This is a genomic window from Neobacillus terrae, from assembly GCF_011393025.1.
GTDB lineage: Bacteria > Bacillota > Bacilli > Bacillales > Cytobacillaceae > Neobacillus_A > Neobacillus_A terrae.
Genome location: NZ_JAAOEO010000008.1, coordinates 95199 through 115318 on the forward strand (window position 1 = coordinate 95199; position 20120 = coordinate 115318).

A 20120-nucleotide genomic window follows, 5' to 3' on the forward strand; every position below is an offset into this window, starting at 1 on the left:
CAGCTTTATGGTTTATTGCTGCTCTTTAAGCTTATTAATATCTGGCATTCTGCCAAACCATTTTTTATAAATCTTTTCATATGTCCCGTTTTTCAGAACCTTTTCCACAGCCTTATCCAATTCAGGTCTTAATTTGCTTCCTTTTGGAAATGCCAGCCCGTAAAACTCAATGGCAAAGTTTTTGCTGTCTTCAATTACCTTCAGCTTTTTCTCGGGGTTATTTTTAGCATAAACTTCCACAACAGCATTATCTGCAACAACAGCAGCAGCCCCTCCGCTGTTTAATTCCATAATTGCCAAATTGTTATTTTCGAATTTTTTAAGATTTTTATTGTTCTTTCCAAACATCTTTTCTACTGCTTCCTGCCCTGTTGTTCCGTTCTGGACTGCAACTACTTTATTTTTCAGGTCTTCCGCACTAGTAACAGGACTATTCTTTGGCACCAAAATCTTATTAGTAGAAAGGAAATATGGATGAGAAAAATCATATGTCTGCTTCCGCTCATCATTAATAGTGATCGAAGAGATCCCCAAATCAGCCCGTTTATTTTCCAGTTCAACAAATAAAGGGTCCCATCCAACATGGACAACCTCTGCTTTATAACCCGCTTCTTTTACAACGGCCTGAATAAAATCAACATCAAACCCAACAATTTTATCTCCTTTCATGTATTCAAACGGTGCATATGCTGCATCAGTGACTACCCGAAGCGTTTTTTTGCCGGCAGCGGCCGTATCCTTTCCTCCAGTTTGATTGGTGCTGCTTTTACCGCATCCTGCTAAAATCACTCCTGCTAATAGCATTAGAATTCCCAAAAGTTTTACCGTACTTTTCACCAAAAAGCCCCCTTTTTGTTTTGTAATTTAAGTTCCCACCTTTGTCCTTTATGTATTTATATGTAAAAGGGACGTTTTCTTATAACTCAAATTTATGCTATTAAACTTTAAATAATAATGAAACATGAAAGAAAACTAGTGGATGCAAACAAAAGAGAGCCTAATGGGAGACGGTAACTTTTCTCCTCAGGCTCTTTTGTTATAATTCATAATTTATTTTTTTCCAGCTTTATTATTTGAACTTCCTTTTCCCGGATTGGATGGGTCTTCACCTTTTATATCTGTACTAGTATTATCCGCAGGCTCTGAACCATTTCCCAGACCATTATTATTTTTCACCTTTTCTTTTTTAGATTTGTCTGTATATGAAGCCTCTGTACTCTTAGTTACAGTGTTTGTTTTCTTAGGCCGCTGCTTCCCTTTGCCAGGATTAGAAGGGTCAACTCCTTTGACGTCTGATGTATTTCCATCCCCTGGCTCTGATCCATTACCTAATCCATTATTATTTTTAACTTTTTTCTTCTTTTCAACAGGCTGACTGGTTGTTGCTGCTGTTCTTGGTTTTAAGGCTGTATTTGGTGTTTCTGTTGTACTTGGTGGTTGCACTACTGGACCAGGGATAACTTTTGAAGTTATAGACTTAGAGGTGATTTCACTTGTATTTGAAGTATTATTTTGCTTTTGTGGTGTACCAGTGCTGTTTTGAATATAACGATTTAGGTATTCATAATAATTGCTTGTAAATGTACTTTGCTTCGTACCTGTAACCTTTTCCGTTCCTGGAGGGATTGCTGCTGCGGCTAGAACAGCTGCATATCGGGATTGCAATTGCTCAAGCATCGCTGCTACTTCCTGTTTGGAGAGTGATCCATCCTGATCCTTAGATAACGCTTCCATGAGGCTGGTCATTACCATCATATCACTGGCAGAGGGAATAACTGAAACCTGTGTCTGGCCCGAACCGCATCCGCAATTACAATCCTTTTCCCCAGAAGTTGCCCATACTTTAGGCATAATACTCCCCCCGGCAAAGCCTAAGGCGATTAAAAAGGTGAAAATTAGGATTTTTTTCATATTTACTTTCTCCTTCCAAATTTGGTATAATTATATATTTACAAATTTGGAAATATTAAACTTCAAATGTCCTATATTCGAAAAAATTTTTAGTTCAAATTATGCATCTTTCATCTTCTTTTTTTCCATTATAAAAAAGAGATAAACCAGAACATGCCATATGCCCCCTGATATTTTTCATATATAATCAGCTTTTACTATTTATATAGTACTTTAGTACAATAACAGTTAAGAATTAACGGATATATATGAAAACAAAAAACCGCCTTTATCAGGCGGTGAATGTCCCCTGCATTGACAGGAGATCCTCAAAGTCACTAGCTTTAGCCGGTTTGCTGTAATAATATCCTTGCATTTCCGTACATTCATTTTCAAGCAGATATTGAACCTGGTATGCCTTTTCTACTCCCTCCGCTATTACCTGAAGACGAAGGCTTTTAGCCAGATTAATAATCGCATAGGCAATCTCTGCATTATTATAGGCTTCGTCAATATCTGTTATAAAAGAGCGATCGATTTTAAGAGTATTAATTGGAAGCCTTTTTAAATAACTCAACGATGAATAGCCCGTTCCAAAATCATCTATCGCCACCCTAATACCTTCATCTCTTAGCTCACTTAAGGCCGCAATTGTTTCATTTGTATTGTATAGGAGCACACTTTCCGTTATTTCAATTTCAAACAGCTCTCCAGGAAGTTTATAAAAAGTTAAGAATTCCTTTACTCTTTTTATCAGCGCTGATGGGTTTTGAAACTGCTTTGCGGAAAAATTTACAGCCATAGTAAGCGGGAAAGGATACTTTTCCTTCCATTCTGAAGCCATTTTGCAGGCTTGTCCCATAACAAATTCCCATATTGGTAAAGCCAATCCGGAATCCTCAGCGACAGGTATAAATATTTCAGGAGATACAGACCCAAGCTCCTCATCAGTCCAGCGAACCAAGGCTTCCACTCCGGTTATATATCCTGTTTTCGCATTAATCTTTGGCTGAAAATAGACATCAATCTTTTCTTCCTGGATAGCTTTCCGCAATCGTGTTTCCATTGTCAGCCGCTTTTGGTTTTTTTCATTCAGCCTCTCATTGTAAAAAACAACGCAATTTCCACCCTGATTTTTTGCTTCGTACATCGCCATATCCGCGTACATAATAAGTGTATCGATATCTTCGCTATGGTCCGGAAATACACTTACCCCGCAGCTTGCACCAACAAAAACTTCAGTTCCATCTATGAAATATGGTTTTTTAAGTGAATCAACCACTTTATTTCCGAGCTCCTGAAGGGCTTCCATTTGGGCGTTTTCTAATATAATGATAAATTCATCGCCTCCCTGTCTGGAGATGAATCCCTTGCTTAGCAGTGCACATGTTTTTAAGCGATTTGCAATTTGCCGGATAAGCTCATCGCCCATATTGTGTCCAAGTGAGTCATTTACATTTTTAAAACGGTCAATGTCAATAAACATAAGCGCAACATTTTCACCATTTTCTTTTATGAAAGATAACAAAGCTGTCAGCTTTTCTGTCGCATGCCTTCTGTTTGGCAGTCCTGTTAACGGATCGTGAAGGGCTTGGTACTCTATCATTTGCTGGCTGGTTTTAAAATTGTCCACGTAGGTTTTCAAGGAAGAGGACATGGCATTCACGTTTCTTGCTAAGAAGCCTAACTCATCCTTTCTGATTGATTCGATGGTTTTTCCAAAGTTCCCCTTGGCAATTTCATTTACCTGCTCGGCAATATAATCGATTGGTCTTGTTATTGCTCTTGAAAAAATAACACTTGTAATTAGAACCAGCAGCATAAAAATTCCAGAGAGAATGATATGCTTCACCAATTCTTTATGAAGCTGTTTATCGATTACACCATAATCATAGGTAAACCCCAGAACAAACGGCTCGTCTGGCCCAAGCTTCGAAGGTACGAAGGTTTTTTGGACCTTCTTTCCATTGAGCACTTTAATATAGCTTTGCTGCTTACCCGTCTTTATCGCTTTTTTTATGTATTTTTGATCGGTATCGCGATTATTAAAATGATAGGTTCCATACCAAATTGGCTCTGCAGAAATTCTGGTGTAAGGTTTTCCGTTGTCATTGATAATTTCTTTTTTCTCACCAAATTTCTTTGGATTGAAAACAGTCAGCTCAAGGACACCCTCCAGATTATCTGTGAAACGATTGATGATTTTGATAGGTCCAAACCGGTCCTCATATGCCAAAACTTCTTTGTCCCGGAGATAGGGATCGATAATATAATTGGTGCTCCCTTCATAATAATAGCCCCATTTATCAATATGCTTTGGATTGCTTGAAGCCACCTCTACCGGACCGGACCAGTAGTTTGGCAATGACTGCCCTTTTTTAATCGTTACGTTTTTATTTACAAACAGCTGGTTAAAGGCTGTATGCCAATATCCCCAGTCCTTTGTTGACATATTCAACTCATCCGGATCAGACGACCTAACACCAATAATATCGTTATTTGTTTTCCCAAGTAAGGTAATATGGGATATCATAAGCTCCTTTGAGAGAGCTGTTAACTGATCATTTGTCACCTGCTCATAATTTGGCGGAAGTGATTTTTTTATGGCAACTGATGCAATTCGCAACTCCCTGCCCAACTGGTCTTCTACAAACAAACTTCCCTCTTTTGCCTGCTGTACCTGGAAGCTTAATTCCTGGGCAAGTAAGGTAATTTCCCGATTATTCTGCTTTAATAGCTCTTCTTTTGATTGAAAAAAATGGATAGTATTATTAGAAAGTAGGATTGCAAAAACTAGAAGAGTAAAAATAAGCGGCAATTTCTTCTTTATATCCATATTTGTGAAATCCCCCTGTAAAAAGCACAATAAAAAGCACCACCATTCCCGAAAAGGCAATTTTCAGGAGAAGAAAATGGCGGCGCTAACTTTTCTTACGATTTTTCGATTATATCACTATATCAATATTGAATAACAGGGGAATTTTTACTGAAATTAACTTCCTTTTATATTCACAAGAACATTATAGGCAAAAAGCACAATACCAAGTACCATCAAAGTACCACCAACGGCAATAGCCGATGCAGCATTTTTTGTACCAGTTACAAAAAATGCAAGACCCACCATCATAACCGGCAAACTAATATTATGGAGCCAAAAGTGAACTTTTGCTAATTTTGTTTCGGCAGCCTCAGGAAACGCAACATAAATCAGACCGGCAAGCGTCATGGCCGTCCACCCCAACAAATTAATATGGACATGGACAGGTGTTAAATTAAAATGCTCAGTCATTGACATATACATTCCAAGGCATACTCCAATCACAAAATAGACGACAGAAATCTTGATGAACTTAACTCCCATGAATCGTCCTCCCCTTTTTAATATAAAAGAATATAATACAGTAGTAGATATGTGGAAAATATTTGAAAAAGAACTCTGAGGCAGTAATTTTGGGGTATTTGGTCGGGTCGAGGGAGGCGTTGGATACACAAATAACCTCGCGCACCCAGGAATTTCACATGACCCTTTCTCCGGGACGTAATTAGGTGTTTCTTAGCTGGTTAAAGAACCAGACTAAATCAAAAGCGGAGACTATCGTAACAAGATTCGGATATTAACAGAGGCAAAGGAGATAAATATACGTGGAGTATGGTGAGTCCAAATCGACTGCCCAAATCAAAAGAGGTAACTTTCTCTGAAGAATTGTGAACCCAATTGGGCTGAACAAGCCAAAAGTGGTAACTTTCTCTGGAGAAACGAGAACCCAATTGGACTGCGCAAATCAAAAGGGTAATGGTATTCAGAGTGCGTGAACCCAAATCGACACCAAATACAAAAGGGGTAACTATATGAAAAGTATTCTGAACCCAAACAGGTAAACGATAGAGTTTTTCAAATGCGGGGAAAGAATTCAGGTTACAAAGAAGCCTGAAACGTTTTGACTCAGGCTTCTTCAATTTGGTTAAATTGCCGCACTTTGGCTTTTATCTCTTTTATAAAAAATTCCATTTAGGAGCAGGCCATTTAAAGAAGCCAGTACCTGTTGAAACAGCATCCCCACCACTACAGGAACAGCAACAGCGGCGGGGAAATAGGAGACTGCAAGTACTGCACCAGCACTGATATTTCTCATTCCGCCAGTAAAAATTAGCGAAACAGTCGTTTCCTTGTCCCTTTTTAAAACCCTTCCTATAACATAGGACAATAAATAGCCAGTTAATGCAATAAAAAACACCACTGCAATGATACCAGCCAATTTCAAACTAATATGTTTAAGATAAGGAGCAACAACCGCTCCATTCAACATGACCACTATTCCAAGAGATGCCTTCGTGAAGGGCGCAAGCTTTGGACTTAGCACATCTTTTACCTTTCCTTTTGTAAACTGATTTAAAAGCATTCCCAGCAGAGAGGGAATAACCACCATTTTCATCAGTCCAAACATAATTCCCAGGCCATCTATATGTACCTTTTGCCCAATAAACAAGGATAATGACCATGGAACAATAAGAGGCGAAAGCAGGGTATCAATTAATATGATACAAAGTGTAACAGGTATATTCCCTTTATAAATGGAAACCCATATGAAGCTTGTAATCCCTGTAGGTATTACCATGCTGAGAACAAGCCCTGTAATAGTGTAGGCATCACCGCTAAATGCCAGATGCCCAATCCCCCAAGCCCATATTGGCATAATAATATGAAGTATCATAATAGCAATAAAGATTGGATAAGGATGAACAATGGCTTCTCTAAGTGAGCTAAAGTTGGAGCTTAAGCTCCCCGAGAAGGTCATAAATGCAAAAATCCATGGAATTAGATAAGAATAGTCTTTTAAATAGGATGCAAACAAAACACCCAAAATCACACCTGTAGGTGTAATAAAGGGCATCATTTTTTCAAGCCGTTGATTGATTGTCTTCAGCATGCTGCTCTCTCCAAACTGTTTGCCACAAGGCACTAGATCTTTTTTAAAAACTCTTTCCAGGCAGTGATCCCACCTTCAAGTACAATAGCATTTACCTTTTGACCAGATAAAACATCTGCACACTTTTGAGCAGAGTTTCCTGTTGTACAGGCCACTACGATTTCCTTAGCTTCCGGAAGAACCGAAACCTGGTGGTCTGTACCCAGAATATTTGTTTTTGGCAGATTAACAGTATCAGCCATCGGATGTTCGATATTGTATTGCTGAAATTTTTCTTCTGCCCTTACATCAAGAATCACTACTTTTTCGTTATTGTTTAGCTTTTTATAAAGCTCTTCAGGAGTTATTTTTTTATCACTCATTTTAATATACACCTCATTAATAGGATAACACCTTTATCATGCTATTTTAAGAAAATAAAAACAAAAACGCCAAAGGAATTTTATCCTCTGGCGCTGCTTGTCCACCTTTTAGCTTGCTTTATTAATAATGTCCCTTTTGGTTTTATGCAGCCCTTTGGCATAATAAAACACTACCAAAAATATAATCCACAGCGGACCAATAACAACTGCAATTCTGGTATCCTCTCCGTAGGCCATGAGAGCCACTACAAAGACTAGAAATGCAAGTGAAATATAGGATGCCGCCGGGAAAAGTGGCATTTTATATTTCAGCTTTGTACCCGGATTTAAACTGCGGCGATAGCGAATTTGTGACAGCAGGATAATCCCCCAAGTCCAAATCGCTCCAAATGTTGCAATACTGGTAACCCATGTAAAAACCTTCGCTGGGACCACATAGTTTAACAATACTCCTACCAAGAGCACTGCAGCGGAGGCGATTACGGCCATTCCAGGCACCCCGCTTTTTGTTACTTTACTAAAGCTTTGCGGGGCTTCCCCGTGTCCCGCGAGGTCAAATAGCATACGGGCAGTACTGAAAATTCCGCTATTACAGGAAGAAAGAGCAGCTGTTAATACAACGAAGTTGATAATACCAGCAGCCGCAGGTATTCCTATTTGCTTAAAGGTCATTACGAACGGGCTTCCATGCGTGCCAATTTCCTGCCAAGGATAAACGGACATAATGACAAACAAAGCACCTACGTAGAATATCAGTATTCTCCAAAAGACTGAATCAATTGCTTTGGAAAGAGTCTTTTCAGGGTTTTTCACTTCTCCTGCCGTTACCCCAATCATTTCAATGCCAAGATAAGCAAACATAACCATTTGTAATGACATGAGCACACCTTTGATTCCATTCGGGAAGAACCCGCCATGTGCCCAAAGATTTTTAATACCAGTTGCAATACCTCCGTTGCCTATCCCAAAAGCAATCATACCTATACCTACAATAATCATGGCGACAATGGTTACAATTTTAATTAACGCAAACCAAAATTCTAGTTCACCATATGCTTTTACGGCAAGAAAGTTGACAGTTGCCATCGCCACTAGAGCAGTCAAAGCCCAGACCCATCGAGGAACACCAGGTATCCAATATTCCATATAAATTCCTACAGCTGTAATTTCAGCCATACATGTTACGACCCATAGAAACCAGTAGTTCCATCCTGTTATGTACCCTGCAAGCGGTCCTAAGTAATCACGCGCATATTTGCTGAAAGAACCGGCAACTGGTTTTTGTACTGCCATTTCACCCAGCGCTCTCATAATGAAAAACATAATTATTCCGGCAAATCCATATCCTAGCAAAATCCCCGGACCAGCTAATTTTATGGCTGAAGCAGATCCTAAAAATAAGCCTACACCAATTGCCGCTCCCAATGACATAAGCGTAATATGGCGTTCCTCCAGCCCCCTGTGAAGCTCCCTTTTCTGTGAATTCATCGGAATCCCCCTTGTTAATTAGTATTATGTTCTTTTCTCATTTTTCGACCCTTTTTCCCCTGTTGTTATAAGATTCGAGCAATTCATATGATTTATAACCATTTCTTCTTAACTGTAATCCTATTTTAACATAGCGAATACAAAATATTTTTTAAATTAATAAAAACAGCCCGCAGATTTAGATCTGGGGGCAATTTATTAGTTTTTTGCCTGGCCAACTGCCCTGCAATATCCTAAGAACAACTTCTTCAGCTTCCTGATTTAGGTTTAGGGGTTGCTGGGTAATATTGTCCTGATCCCATATGTGAGCCGCTCATTCCTGGATAACCCATCTGCGAACCCATTTGAGACCCCATTTGCGAACCGCCCATTCCTGGATATCCCATTTGCGAACCGCCCATTCCTGGATATCCCATCTGCGAACCGCCCATTCCTGGATATCCCATCTGCGAACCGCCCATTCCTGGATATCCCATCTGCGAGCCGCCCATTCCTGGATATCCCATCTGCGAGCCGCCCATTCCCGGATATCCCATCTGCGAACCGCCCATTCCTGGATATCCCATCTGTGAGCCACCCATTCCCGGATATCCCATTTGCGAGCCGCCCATTCCTGGATATCCCATTTGCGAGCCGCCCATTCCCGGATATCCCATCTGCGAGCCGCCCATTCCCGGATATCCCATTTGCGAGCCGCCCATTCCTGGATATCCCATTTGCGAGCCGCCCATCATTCCAGGATAACCTCCCATACCATATTGCCTATTTTCAGCCATTAAACTTCTCCTCCTAAAAAGATTCAAGATAGTATATGTAAATAAAACATGACGGTATGGTTGTCTACCCATATTGTATTTAAATAAAGTGAGCCAGGAATTCTGGCTCACTCTGTTTTCTTATTTACCGATAAACATCTGTGACCAGTAGTTGCCGTTTTGGTCAAATCCTACCCCAATATTGGTAAAACTGCGGTTTAGAATATTAGCACGGTGGCCCGGGCTATTCATCCAAGCGTTTACTACCTCTTGAGGAGTTTTTTGTCCCATGGCTATATTCTCACCTGCGGAACTATAAGTCACCCCAAAGTCCCTCATCATATCAAATGGGGAACCATAAGTCGGACTGGTGTGTGAGAAGTAATGGTTCTTCTCCATGTCCACTGCTTTCTTTTGAGCTACACCGCTTAATTGTGTATCTGCTTTCAGAGCAGGAAGCCCATTTTGTTTCCTTTGAGCATTTGTTAAATCAATGACTTGCTGTGCAAACTGACTAATCCCTTGAGTTGTTTGTGTCTTACTTTGCGCAGGTGCCTGTGCTGCTGGCTTTTGCTGCTGTGTTGGCCGCTGAGCAGTTGGACCCTGTTGTGGTCCTGTTGGTCCCTGCTGCGGAGCAGGCTGGGCAGTTGGACCCTGCTGTGGTGCTGGCTGCTGAGATGGGGTTCCCTGTTGAACCCTCGGTACGGATACAGAAGGTCTTTGCTGCTGGCCAAGACCCTGCGGCAACTCGCCTGCCTGACCCAATGTAAATGGAATAAACTGATACTTAGCCATTTGGATTAACACAGCTCTAGTATGAGGATATTTGTTGCTATTCATATCAGTTTCCATTGAGGAAATGTTCAGCATATCTTTTCGGCCATTAAACCTGTCATCAAATCCCGCATTACGTCTGTTACCCTTATCATAATTCTCTGTCAGAGGCCCTGCATGGTCGATATCACGGTCATTCATATATCGGTCATTCAGCCTGCTATTTGTATTATAACGTACATTATCAAAGCGGTCATTGACACGGCCGTTATTGTTATCACGATCAGGGTTGTAGCGGACATGAAGAGGTCCATTATTATTTCCCCTGTTGTTCATGTCATCATTTGCATTATTATTACACGCAGCCAGTCCCAGCATTAAAACAGGAGCGACCAGCACAGCGAGATGCTTCTTTATCAATTTAAATTCCTCCCTTGCAATGATATGTTACCTTATTATTTTTCAATGTTTCTTCATAAAATATAGGTGGAAATTAAAGGCGCCGGAGAATAAAAAAAGGGAAGACTGCAGAGGTTATATGAAAAAGGAGTATTATGAAAAAAATTATCGTAATCGTCTTACTGCTGTTCATTCCAAATCAAGCATCTGCCGCTTCGAAAGCACCAATCCTGCTTTATCATTGGATCGATGAATATAATGGTTATGGACAAAAAGAATTGTATGTAACTCCTGAAAATTTTGAAAAGCAAATGGACTTTCTTAAGAAGAATGGATATACCTTATTAACCTTCGAACGTTTTGAAGAAATAGACAAAGTAAATAAACCCATTTTTATTACCTTTGATGATGGCTGGAAAGACAATTTAAATGCCTTATCGGTATTTAAAAGACTAAAGGAAAAAAAATTTGCTCCGTCTGGCACCATTTTCGCTATTTCAGATTTTGTAGGAAGACCCGAAAGACTTTCAGCTTCGGAATTAAAATCTTTAGCTCACTCAGGCTATTTTTCGATACAATCCCACACAGCAACACATCCAAATTTAACAAAAACAACAAATCTCGATTATGAGTTGAAACATTCAAAGGAAAAAATTGAGCAAATTACCGGAAAGCCCGTAATAGCGCTTGCCTATCCATATGGGAGTTATAACTCTAAAGTTGTTGCAGAAACAAAAAAATTTTATCAATATGGGCTTACAACAATTCCCGGACCTTTTGCAAAAAAACAATTACATGACGAGCTCTTCCTATTGCCCAGAATCTATGTAAACTATTCCACATCCCTTAAAGAATTTGCACAACTCGTGAAATAAAAAGGTGAGTGGATCTGCTCTTTTAGTGCTGTGAGAGACTGTGATATAAACTTCAAGGACGAAAAATGCGCAAGGGGCCTCAATCGAGGTCCTTCATCAGGTCTTCCAAGAGGCAAAATGTTGATCAGGCGACTTGAAACTGTCCTTCATCCAGCCTCTCAAGGACATAACTGCGCCTTGGGCTTAATAAGTTAATAAGAACCATTCACCCTAAATACAAAATAAAAAAGTGCCCATTAGGACACTACTGAAATTCATAATAAGGAAATTTCCCTGTATTTAATAATTTAACGCCTTCCCCAATAGCTCTATATCTTTATAAATGGCTCTTTTGATGTCGTTATCGTTACAGTTTCTATAATCACTCATCAACCGGCCTAACTCTCGGATAAACATAAGGTTTTCAAAGTTGTCTGCCATTTATGCACCTCTTTTCCTCAAACTATATATATATCGTTATTTCCCCTTTTTTACAAATTTTAACCGAATTGGGTTTTCCAATTATTTGCTATTTTCTATTTGGATTTAATGAAAAAATCCTGCTTTTGAGAGTTTATAGCACCTGACTTTCTTTCTATACCCGTTTGCTTGAAATCATTTTTAAAAGAACCTTTGCGTCCTGTAACTTTAACTTCCCGATTGTTAGACCCATAAAACCGCATTAATCCCCCATCCCTAGATTAATTTTTCTCTATAGAACTTTCTTTAGGATTGCTGCATATTGCTCCAATTCATTTAAAATTCTTTCACGGCTTTTTTTGCAATCACGCCAATTAGCCGGAACGATTCCTCTGTTGTCCCTTAAAGGCAAAACATCAATAACCTTATCCTCTGTGGCATAAATAGAGGCCAGTAAATAAAATCTTCGTGAAAAAAAGGATTTCCCCGCTAACATTATGTATTTGTAATTGGTGCCATTAAGTAATTGAAATGCGGATCGAATAACAGCCTCCACTCCTTGTTCCCCCTCGTAAGCCGGTACCTTACAAAGTTTTTCCTTCTTTATGCCTTTTTCTGTTAAAAGCGGGGCATAATACTCATATTCACTCATCCCAAGAAATGTATTAAACACATCAGGAATCATAACAATGCTTTTGTCATTATTCCTGTAATAATCAAATAATTGTTCATTTAACTCCGGAAAGTGCCCGGGATGATAAAGAATAACATCAGGTCTTGAAAAGAGTCCTTTATTTTTCATAAAAATAAGCTCATCAATGCATTCGGTTGTTACTGGATTCATATAGGTAACATCTCCCATTGTATTTTTTAAAATTTCCGGGTAATATATTAATACAAGCTGCGTTGTTCGTACTCATAATAAAGTTTTAACCTTTAAGCTGTAATAGGGAGTTTTAATTGAAATCGGAATGACAAGCCTCTGTCTATACGACAAGGAGGACATGCAGGATGGTTTCTGCGAACACCCACTTTGAGGAGTGGTGGTTTAAAACTTTCTTATATTAACTACGGCAAATGCGGCTTCTTACTTAAAGCATTCAACCAGTTCCTTAGTGGAACTGGTTTTTTATTTATTTCTTTTTTTGAAGATAAATTTTTTTCTCTTTATTATTCAGAATTTTCTTGTTATGTTATAAATTAATTAGCCTTTTCCTTCCTTCAGAGCATTTTGGGGTACAATACTAGCGCTTTAGTTACTAGAAATAAAGGGCACAGGCACGTTAAGTTTTTAAATGATTACAATAAAAGGGGACTTTAAATACGGGAACCTATGGCCCATATAAGGAGGAGTTTCATGCGGCCCATTATATTAGGTATTTTTGCAGCATTCTTTTTTGCCGTTACATTTATTTTAAACCGCTCAATGGAGCTGTCTGGAGGCAGCTGGCTATGGAGCGCTTCACTCAGGTATATTTTTATGATCCCTTTTCTCTTCGGAATCGTCCTGATGCGAAAAAATCTCCGTCAGCTATTTGATGTTATGCGCGAAAGACCCGCCCCATGGTTAATATGGAGTTTTGTAGGATTCGGACTCTTTTACGGACCTTTGTGCTTTGCCGCTGCATATTCACCAGGGTGGCTGATTGCCGGAACCTGGCAGATAACTATCATCTCAGGTTCGCTTCTGGCCCCGTTATTTTTCGAGACAATAATATCTAAAAATGGCCCTCAAAAGCATCGAGGAAAAATTCCATTTAAAGGTCTTGCGATGTCGATGATCATTTTGCTTGGTATCGTACTTCTGCAAATTGAACAGGCAAAGGTAATTACACTATCTGCATTATTGCTGGGTGTAATTCCTGTTATTCTTGCATCTTTTGCCTATCCGCTCGGAAACCGAAAAATGATGGACATTTGCCGTGGCCGTCTGGATGCCTACCAAAGGGTGCTTGGAATGACAATTGCCAGCCTGCCTTTCTGGCTGCTGCTCGCCCTTTATGGTTTCTTTGATTCCGGATTACCTGAATCCGGCCAGGTATATCAATCACTCCTTGTCGCAATAAGCTCAGGGGTAATTGCCACTGTTATCTTTTTTAAAGCAACAGACATGGTAAGAGGTAATATGCAAAAACTTGCAGCTGTAGAAGCAACCCAATCAATTGAAGTCTTATTTGCTCTGGCCGGTGAGCTGTTCTTCCTCGCTCTTCCAATGCCGTCACTCTTATCCTGGTGTGGCATGTTTGTCATCATTATGGGCATGGTTTTGCACAGCTATGTATCTCATAAGAAAAGCACAAGCGCCCGTTCAATGACGTATGGCCATTTGAAGAAAGGCTAAGGTCGCCACGTCCAACTGTAAGTGCTTAATTACTTCCCGCCATAAGGCGGGTTTTTATTTTTATAAAACGTGATGATTAGGGCTATAAGCGCTGGGTATTAAACATATACTCAACAACCTTTATGGAGGTCGTTCGATAGATATCCTGAACGAAGTCAACATACTTCTCGTTCGTACTGGCTATGCCATGCTGCAGTAAAGCAGGCTCAAATCCTCTTTCCATAGCACCCTGATATGTAGCCTGGACACCATACTCCGCAGCAAAGCCGCAGATAAGCACCATACCAACATTCAAATCCTTTAATATATTTTCAAGCTCTGTCTGCCAAAAAGCATTGGAGTATCTTTTAGAGATAAAAATATCTGTTTTATCTGCATCTAATTTTTCGTATAAATCAAAAGCATGCGTGCCAACCCCTGCCTCTTCATCCTGTATAAAAATAATCGGCTGATCTGCTTCACGGAATTTTAAAATGGAGTAATTCACATACCCCAAGATACCCTTCAGGCTTTTCTTACTTTCTTCCATAGCATAATAGGCGTTCTGCAAGTCAACAACTAAGAGAGCCGTTTTCATCTTAAATCCATCTCCTGTTCCAAAAATGTTTTCCCATTAATCATAGAAATAATTTACACATACGGCAAGCATGTTTACTCTTATAGATATACAAAAAGATTTAAATAGGCAATAATCTAAATTAATAATTTTATGGGAGAGATAAAAATGCGTGCAGGGAGAGTCATAGATCTATACCGTTATCCGGTAAAATCCATGGGAGGCGAGCGCTTAAATGAAGTTCTCATTTCAGAACACGGAATCCCCGGTGACCGTTCATTTGCGTTCATGCTTGAGGATGAAAAGTATTTAACCGTTCAAAAGATGCCCAATCTGCTAACCTATCAGTCACAGCTGTCATCTATTCCAGGCAATGTTATTATTTCAAAGGACGCCAGGGAATATGAATGGAAAGATCCTGTGCTTTTTAAACAAATTTCTTCCCAATCAGGAAGCATACTAAAACAGGTGTCCTTTAACACAGAAAAGGAAAGAGGGGCGTACTGGGAGGATCATGCTCTTATTATTACACGCTCCTCACTCAAAAAGTTTAGTGAAATGTGCGGGCTGGAAATACTTGATTTAAGGAGGTTCCGTCCAACTATAGTACTTGACCTTGATGATGATGTACCATTCGAAGAAGAACAGTGGATCGGCAAAGAATTATCCATTGGAGAAGCTAGGTTTAAAGTGAACCAGGGCTGTGAGCGGTGTTTCTACATAACAGTTGATCCAGAGGACCCATCGAAAATAAATCCTTCGATTTTAAAAACACTTGTCAGAGAGCGAAATACCATTTTTGGTGTTTATGCCTCCGTTGTGAAAACAGGAACCATCAAAGAAGGAAGCGAAGTTATTGTTCATAATGATTAATGGTTCTCCCGTAAAAATCTGTAGTTTTCCAAACGACTAAAAAAGGAAGATGCTCCGATGCATCTTCCTTTTTTTATAATCCAGCTTCAGCGCCGTTCTTAGTGTATATAATTTTCCCTGCCTGCTACACTCATCCATTCGTACTGGCGGACTCTTACCTCGAACAAAGCCAATGGGTCGCGGTACATTTCCGGATTAGTCCTCATTCTGTCAAGTTTCTCCTGATCAGTTTCGATTTCTGCCTTTGTTTCTGTGACAGCGCTATTCAATACCTGGATCGGGTCTCGGAAGAACAATTCAATATCACGTTCCAGTGATTTTTCAAACAGCTCAAACTGCTGAAGGAATTTTTTAATCACTGAATCTGTAGTTTCACGGTAATCCTCATTCTCAACAAATGATTTATATTTGTTATAAACCATCGAATTATTAACACCAAACAGTCTGCCAGCACTTTTTAAAAGAAACTGGCCAGGAGTGTTTCGTAGTAGAATATTTTCTTTTTCAAACTGAACTCCGTTTGTCATACGGTCAGAATCCCGACGCCAGTCATCAACCACTCTGAAATCACATTGAAGCTTGATTCGCTCTTCCCCGTAAAGGGCATTGAACCCCTCGCTCATTTCATCCAAATAAATTTGTGTTTCGGTAAATTCATTATTGGATTGCTGAATCCACTCTTGTAATGCCTGATAATATTTAGGCATTACATTTTCTTCGAGATATTCCCTGATACGCCTGTTCATTTCATCGTTCAATTCTATGTGAATTTTGCTCAGATCGCTTTGTTCTGTAATTAATTCAGAAGTATTCTTCAATAGTCCAGGAACAGTCTTCGAAATATCACTTTTAATTTCATCTTTTAAAGACTTATACGATTTCGTAATATTTCTTTTCTTTTCCACTTCGATATCGTCGAGTTGGTTTAAAGCACCATTTAGCTTGACGGACATATCATTATTCCATTTGACCGATTCAACAAGATCATTTTCCATTGCGATCCGATCCTGAACAAGATTTCTTATCGTTTGACGTACAAAGAACAGTAGGCGCGATGTCCTGCCTTCATCGGAAATCGCAGCACCAACGCTCCCTTTAATAAACTCAGACAAATCCTTTAGCTGTTTTCCGCTGTCGTACTCCTTGGAAAAAGCAAATATCTTGGAGTTCGGGAAATAGTGGTTAATTTTTTCCCATGTATCTTCTGCAATTGCCCGTGCGGCTTCTTCATTCTCTACTATATCCATCTTATTCAGCAGAAAATGAACCGGGATTTCGGGAGCAAGCTCTTGAATATAGGCAAGTACGGTACGTTCTCTGTCTGTTAAAGGTGAATTGGCATCCAGGAAAAATAGGATCGTATCTGCAAGATGCAGGTATTTTACTGTTTCACTTCTTTCTAATTCCCCATTAAATCCTGGTGTGTCAATTAACGCCACCCTATTTTCCATCAAAAACTGTGATGGAAGTTTAAAGTCTACGATCGTGGAATTTGCACCCCGCCGTTTTTCTGTGCTTTCGCGGAAATCAGCCAAATCAGAGATCATTCTAGTCTCTGTATCACCAATTTCATCAATCTCTACTTGTGCGTGATCTCTGAACATAACAACCGCAGAGGTTGGTTCCTCACCGAGAATATTTTCGCTAAGAACAGAATTGATAAAGGCCGATTTTCCGCTTCCCTTCATTCCAGCCAAGAGAAGACGGTTTGTATGGAAATTGGTAAGTTCCCCAATAATCCATCTCATTCGGTTGCCAATATCCATCTGGTGGCCCTTCGCCCAGTTCTGGATTGTCTCAAATAAATGAAGTCCCTCTTCAATCCAATTAACCTTTGCACCTGTAAAGTTTAAGAGTTTTTCTGCATCTGCCCCTGAAGCAGCACTTATGCTTGATGGGAATATCTCACTCCAGGATAATACCGCAGCCGATGCAAACAGCGCGTGAGAAACATCGGTGATTCTCAGCCAGTTTTCAAGCAAAACAGGTACCAAATCCTGTATTTTTTTTATGAGGAACCTTCCGTCTATTAAGGCAAAATATGCCTCCTGGAATTCAGCAGATAGTGAATGCCAATTCCCTTCCCTGTCCATATCTAATGTTACCAGCAGCTGATTAATTTCCTTAAGCCAAGTGAAGTAATTATCCTGATTTTTATAATTCTCCCAAAGCGAAACCGCCAGCCTTTCAAAACGCTTTTGGTCAATATCAAATAGAACCAATAATGCCTGAAGAAAATACTCCGGCGAATGGTTTCTTGCATATCCGCCTTCAACATAAGAATTCAGGACGTCAAACCAATCAAGAGACTGTGTCCTAATTGCCTCAAGAACTGCCAATTCAATGGCATTATTCCAATCCTCTTCTCTTTCAAAATAGGCACGGGCAATTTCTGTTACATTTGGATAGTCCGGATTAGCGGAAACCGTCCCTTTGATTATACTTACAGCTGATTCCTGTTTGCCGCGGTCTATGTAAAGAGAAAATAGCTGTAACGCTACTTCGGTTTGTAAGACTTCATTGTCAGTCTCAACTGATTTATAAAAATCCTCGGCAACTGAAAGCTGCCCCAATTCATAATAGGCATCTCCAATGTTCTTTTTTGCCCAAGGCTCTAAATCATTGCCTATATTTTCCCACTTAAAAATGGCTGATTCAAAATCTTTATTAAGAAAGTAAACCTCTCCCTGTGCAAAGCGTATGTTTGCCAGTTCAGGAAGCTCCTTTGTTTGTTCTTCCTGGCAGACTTCACCAAGAACCTGGACAGGATGCCGCTTCTCATTCTCTCCCATAAACGATTCATAGTACGCTTTCTGGATCAATTGATTTTCCAAGGTAGTTACCTTCCCTTCTATATAAATATAAGGGTGCCTAATGGCCCTTATCCCAAATACACAAATCATCATATGGTTTCTCTTTAACAAGAATACCTAAATATAATTCGCCGCCAAATTAAGATATAAGTCTCATATTTTATTATTTTACCAAAACTTTTATCCCAAAAGGTTTCAGCTAGCTTTCAATTTAGCAACAGTAATGTTTCGAAACATTTATATTTACCCATTTTACACAGTTTATAACATAGGTTTATTTTCCTATGTAAAACCCTGAATATCGACCCTGTTAAACTGAAAAAATAATAAAGAATGGAAATTAATTGTTAATATTATGGCGATTCTGTTGCGACTTTTTACTATATTGACAGTGATATATAACAGCATAATTGAATTAGCATTCTCTCAAGCCTATACTGATAATAAACCAGTTCCGAGAGGAGTTTTTTCAATGCCCGAACAATTTAGAGCTTTAATGGTTAATAAAATTGAAGATGATTTTTCACTGGAAATTAAAAGAATTTCCAGTGAGGAGCTTCCAGAAGGACAAGTAACCATCAAAACAGCCTATTCAAGCGTAAACTTTAAAGATGGTCTGGCGAGCATTCCAAACGGAAAAATCGTCCGTTCCTATCCATTTATACCAGGAATTGATTTGGCGGGTACGGTGGTTTCTTCAACTGATCACCGGTTTAAGGAAGGCGATGAAGTAATTGCCACCAGCTATGAAATAGGCGTTTCCCATTATGGAGGTTACAGCGAATACGCCCGTATTCCAGCAGAATGGGTTGTACCCCTCCCAAAAGGATTAACCCTTAGGGAAGCTATGGTATATGGAACAGCTGGGTTTACTGCCGCTTTATCTGTGATGAGGCTTGAAGAAAACGGCTTAAGCCCGGAAAAAGGGAAAGTACTTGTTACCGGAGCAACCGGCGGAGTTGGAAGCATCGCCGTCTCCATTTTGGCCAAGAGAGGCTATGAAGTTACTGCCAGTACAGGCAAACAGTCCGAACATGAATACCTAAAACAGATTGGGGCTAAGGAGATTATTTCGCGTGAAGATGTGACAGGAAATAAATTAAGACCACTTGATGAGCAGCTTTGGGCAGGGGCAGTGGATCCCGTTGGGGGAAAGACCCTTGCTTCCATTCTTAGTAAGACCGCCTATAACGGATCGGTAGCCGTAAGCGGACTAACCGGCGGGACCGAAGTTACAGCTACTGTGTTTCCTTTTATCCTCAGAGGCATTAACCTCCTTGGCATTGATTCTGTTTACTGTCCTATGGAAAAAAGGCTTTCTGTATGGGAGAAAATGGCTGGGGAATATAAACCAGAGCATTTATTGTCTGCAATAAACGCAGAGGTCTCGCTGGAAGAGCTCCCTGACTATCTTGGGGCAATCCTTAAAGGAGAAGTTCGCGGCCGTACGCTCGTGAAATTTTAATTAACTAGAGGTTATCCTACAGCAGGATAACCTCTTTTCACATAGGCCGCTTTATAATTAGGAACATTAGCCATTTTTCCTCCTACGAAAACCACTAAAAACGGCTTCCCATTTTAAGCTTTTTGAAAAAAGTTTATTAATAAAATGCTAAAATGCCTTCTGGACAAACCGAAAGTGTTCCTTATACCTTCAAATACCCTGC

General features: G+C 39.7%; 17 protein-coding genes and 1 other RNA gene. 5 read left to right on the top strand and 13 right to left on the bottom strand.

Annotated elements, in window-relative coordinates; translation table 11 throughout:
* Positions 1–12: 12 nt before the first annotated feature.
* From G8761_RS13310 to G8761_RS13350, 9 genes are all read right to left on the bottom strand, one after another.
* On the bottom strand, positions 13–837 hold the full coding sequence (locus G8761_RS13310; RefSeq protein ID WP_338000955.1) for a basic amino acid ABC transporter substrate-binding protein: 825 nt from the start codon (positions 835–837) through the stop codon (positions 13–15).
* A gap of 213 nt (positions 838–1050) precedes the next feature.
* Complete coding sequence (locus G8761_RS13315; RefSeq protein ID WP_166027283.1) at positions 1051–1911, bottom strand: hypothetical protein; 861 nt, start codon at positions 1909–1911, stop codon at positions 1051–1053.
* A gap of 271 nt (positions 1912–2182) precedes the next feature.
* Positions 2183–4726: an EAL domain-containing protein gene (locus G8761_RS13320; RefSeq protein WP_166027438.1), complete on the bottom strand. Its 2544-nt coding sequence runs from the start codon at positions 4724–4726 to the stop codon at positions 2183–2185.
* Between the two features lie 156 nt (positions 4727–4882).
* A complete protein-coding gene (locus tag G8761_RS13325; protein ID WP_166027440.1) occupies positions 4883–5251 on the bottom strand; it encodes a cytochrome-c oxidase in 369 nt (122 codons plus the stop codon).
* A 601-nt stretch (positions 5252–5852) separates the two neighbouring features.
* Entirely contained in the window at positions 5853–6818 is a 966-nt protein-coding gene (locus G8761_RS13330) for a bile acid:sodium symporter family protein (protein WP_166027442.1), read from the bottom strand.
* A gap of 32 nt (positions 6819–6850) precedes the next feature.
* On the bottom strand, positions 6851–7180 hold the full coding sequence (locus G8761_RS13335) for a rhodanese-like domain-containing protein (protein ID WP_166027444.1): 330 nt from the start codon (positions 7178–7180) through the stop codon (positions 6851–6853).
* Positions 7181–7288: 108 nt separating this feature from the next.
* Positions 7289–8668, bottom strand: coding sequence for an amino acid permease (locus G8761_RS13340; RefSeq protein WP_166027445.1), 1380 nt, complete (start codon positions 8666–8668; stop codon positions 7289–7291).
* 248 nt (positions 8669–8916) lie between these two features.
* Positions 8917–9444, bottom strand: a complete 528-nt coding sequence (locus G8761_RS13345) for a mediator complex subunit 15 domain-containing protein (RefSeq protein WP_166027447.1) — start codon at positions 9442–9444, stop codon at positions 8917–8919.
* 120 nt (positions 9445–9564) lie between these two features.
* Positions 9565–10617 (bottom strand): CAP domain-containing protein, encoded by a 1053-nt coding sequence (locus G8761_RS13350; RefSeq protein ID WP_420800250.1) that lies wholly within the window; start codon positions 10615–10617, stop codon positions 9565–9567.
* Between the two features lie 134 nt (positions 10618–10751).
* Here G8761_RS13350 and G8761_RS13355 point away from each other — a divergent pair, with 134 nt between their 5' ends.
* Positions 10752–11471 carry a polysaccharide deacetylase family protein gene (locus tag G8761_RS13355; RefSeq protein WP_166027449.1) on the top strand — a complete coding sequence of 240 codons (720 nt, stop codon included), beginning with the start codon at positions 10752–10754 and terminating at the stop codon, positions 11469–11471.
* A 279-nt stretch (positions 11472–11750) separates the two neighbouring features.
* On the opposite strand, the gene G8761_RS13360 is transcribed toward G8761_RS13355, so the two are convergent.
* Positions 11751–11891: a hypothetical protein gene (locus G8761_RS13360; RefSeq protein ID WP_166027451.1), complete on the bottom strand. Its 141-nt coding sequence runs from the start codon at positions 11889–11891 to the stop codon at positions 11751–11753.
* A 271-nt stretch (positions 11892–12162) separates the two neighbouring features.
* Positions 12163–12714: a hypothetical protein gene (locus G8761_RS13365; protein WP_166027453.1), complete on the bottom strand. Its 552-nt coding sequence runs from the start codon at positions 12712–12714 to the stop codon at positions 12163–12165.
* Positions 12715–12765: 51 nt separating this feature from the next.
* Here G8761_RS13365 and ssrS point away from each other — a divergent pair.
* A non-coding RNA gene (gene ssrS, locus G8761_RS13370) (6S RNA) lies at positions 12766–12960 on the top strand.
* A 267-nt stretch (positions 12961–13227) separates the two neighbouring features.
* Positions 13228–14211, top strand: a complete 984-nt coding sequence (locus G8761_RS13375) for a DMT family transporter (RefSeq protein ID WP_166027455.1) — start codon at positions 13228–13230, stop codon at positions 14209–14211.
* An 82-nt stretch (positions 14212–14293) separates the two neighbouring features.
* Here G8761_RS13375 and G8761_RS13380 read toward each other — a convergent pair whose 3' ends face one another.
* Positions 14294–14788, bottom strand: coding sequence for a cysteine hydrolase family protein (locus tag G8761_RS13380; protein ID WP_166027456.1), 495 nt, complete (start codon positions 14786–14788; stop codon positions 14294–14296).
* Between the two features lie 147 nt (positions 14789–14935).
* Between G8761_RS13380 and G8761_RS13385 the strand changes: the two genes are divergently transcribed.
* Positions 14936–15640: an MOSC domain-containing protein gene (locus G8761_RS13385; RefSeq protein ID WP_166027458.1), complete on the top strand. Its 705-nt coding sequence runs from the start codon at positions 14936–14938 to the stop codon at positions 15638–15640.
* Positions 15641–15738: 98 nt separating this feature from the next.
* Here G8761_RS13385 and G8761_RS13390 read toward each other — a convergent pair whose 3' ends face one another.
* Positions 15739–18474 (bottom strand): dynamin family protein, encoded by a 2736-nt coding sequence (locus G8761_RS13390; protein WP_338000956.1) that lies wholly within the window; start codon positions 18472–18474, stop codon positions 15739–15741.
* 451 nt (positions 18475–18925) lie between these two features.
* Here G8761_RS13390 and G8761_RS13395 point away from each other — a divergent pair, with 451 nt between their 5' ends.
* The gene (locus G8761_RS13395; protein WP_166027460.1) at positions 18926–19918 is read left to right on the top strand and encodes an NADPH:quinone oxidoreductase family protein; all 993 of its coding nucleotides are present in this window, start codon (positions 18926–18928) and stop codon (positions 19916–19918) included.
* Positions 19919–20120: the final 202 nt, after the last annotated feature.

Excerpts from the sequence above, each read along its gene's own strand:
- G8761_RS13360 (WP_166027451.1), bottom strand. The coding sequence starts at position 11,891 with ATGGCAGACAACTTTGAAAACCTTATGTTTATCCGAGAGTTAGGCCGG.
- G8761_RS13325 (WP_166027440.1), bottom strand. The coding sequence starts at position 5,251 with ATGGGAGTTAAGTTCATCAAGATTTCTGTCGTCTATTTTGTGATTGGA.
- G8761_RS13375 (WP_166027455.1), top strand. The coding sequence starts at position 13,228 with ATGCGGCCCATTATATTAGGTATTTTTGCAGCATTCTTTTTTGCCGTT.
- G8761_RS13380 (WP_166027456.1), bottom strand. The coding sequence starts at position 14,788 with ATGAAAACGGCTCTCTTAGTTGTTGACTTGCAGAACGCCTATTATGCT.
- G8761_RS13340 (WP_166027445.1), bottom strand. The coding sequence starts at position 8,668 with ATGAATTCACAGAAAAGGGAGCTTCACAGGGGGCTGGAGGAACGCCAT.
- G8761_RS13365 (WP_166027453.1), bottom strand. The coding sequence starts at position 12,714 with ATGAATCCAGTAACAACCGAATGCATTGATGAGCTTATTTTTATGAAA.
- G8761_RS13345 (WP_166027447.1), bottom strand. The coding sequence starts at position 9,444 with ATGGCTGAAAATAGGCAATATGGTATGGGAGGTTATCCTGGAATGATG.
- G8761_RS13315 (WP_166027283.1), bottom strand. The coding sequence starts at position 1,911 with ATGAAAAAAATCCTAATTTTCACCTTTTTAATCGCCTTAGGCTTTGCC.
- G8761_RS13335 (WP_166027444.1), bottom strand. The coding sequence starts at position 7,180 with ATGAGTGATAAAAAAATAACTCCTGAAGAGCTTTATAAAAAGCTAAAC.
- G8761_RS13385 (WP_166027458.1), top strand. The coding sequence starts at position 14,936 with ATGCGTGCAGGGAGAGTCATAGATCTATACCGTTATCCGGTAAAATCC.
- G8761_RS13320 (WP_166027438.1), bottom strand. The coding sequence starts at position 4,726 with ATGGATATAAAGAAGAAATTGCCGCTTATTTTTACTCTTCTAGTTTTT.
- G8761_RS13355 (WP_166027449.1), top strand. The coding sequence starts at position 10,752 with ATGAAAAAAATTATCGTAATCGTCTTACTGCTGTTCATTCCAAATCAA.
- G8761_RS13395 (WP_166027460.1), top strand. The coding sequence starts at position 18,926 with ATGCCCGAACAATTTAGAGCTTTAATGGTTAATAAAATTGAAGATGAT.
- G8761_RS13330 (WP_166027442.1), bottom strand. The coding sequence starts at position 6,818 with ATGCTGAAGACAATCAATCAACGGCTTGAAAAAATGATGCCCTTTATT.